This window comes from Arthrobacter sp. GQ119 (assembly GCF_059759125.1).
The window spans coordinates 1-831 of record NZ_JCAXEA010000063.1; the positions used below are offsets into that span (position 1 = coordinate 1).

1 protein-coding gene and 1 pseudogene are annotated in these 831 nt (G+C 66.5%); both read right to left on the reverse strand.

The window, feature by feature from the left end; all coding sequences use genetic code 11:
• Positions 1-573 (reverse strand): FAD-dependent oxidoreductase (locus AC6CH3_RS23335; protein ID WP_498134696.1); only part of this gene is annotated, 573 nt, incomplete at its 3' end.
• 2 nt (positions 574-575) lie between these two features.
• Positions 576-831: pseudogene (locus tag AC6CH3_RS23340) on the reverse strand (ectoine/hydroxyectoine ABC transporter ATP-binding protein EhuA); the annotation flags it as partial.

Sequence of the window (831 nt, forward strand, 5' to 3'; positions counted from 1 at the left end):
CGTCCAGGACTTCTCCCCGGAGGTGATAACGACGCCGTCGTCCGTTTCCTCGATGCTGTCGATCGGGGTGTTCGTGTGGACTGTCGCACCGTTGGCCTCCGCCGCTGCGACGGCAGCCGTGACGGCGCGGTCGGTGCGCAGGGCACCGGCGTTGGGGTCGTAGACGGCGATATCGTCGGGCCGGAGGTTGTGCTGGGGGTAGCGTTCGGCCATGGCCTCGCGGCTGAGGATTTTGTGCTCGGCGCCGTTGGCCCGGGTGGTTTCCAGGAGCTTGGAGATGTACGGGCCGTCGGCGGTGCCGATGGACAGTCCGCCGGTGCGGGTCAGGATGTTCTGGCCGGTTTCGGCTTCGAGCTCGGCCCAGAGGCTGCGGGAACGCTCCAGGATGGGGTAGTAGGCCGGGTTGCCGCGGTAGATCATGCGGAACAGCCGGGTGTCCCCGCCCACGGCACTGCGGCCGTGGGCGGGGGACGCGGCTTCGAACCCGGCCACTGAGTCGGACAGGCGGGAGGCCTGCCACAGGGCCATGCTTCCGATGCTGCCCAGCCCGATGACTGCGAGTTTTCCGTCCATGGCTAGAGCACCATTTCCAGGAAGGCCTGTGTGCGGGGTTCCTTGGGGTTGGACAGGATTTCGCGGGCGTCGCCGCGTTCGACGACGTAGCCGTCATCCATGAAGATCAGCGAGTCGGCGACTTCACGGGCGAAGCCCATTTCGTGGGTGACCACCACCATGGTCATGCCCTTCTTCGCCAGCTGCTTCATGACGGCCAGGACCTCGCCGACCTTTTCGGGGTCCAGCGCGGAGGTGGGCTCGTCAAAGAGGATGATC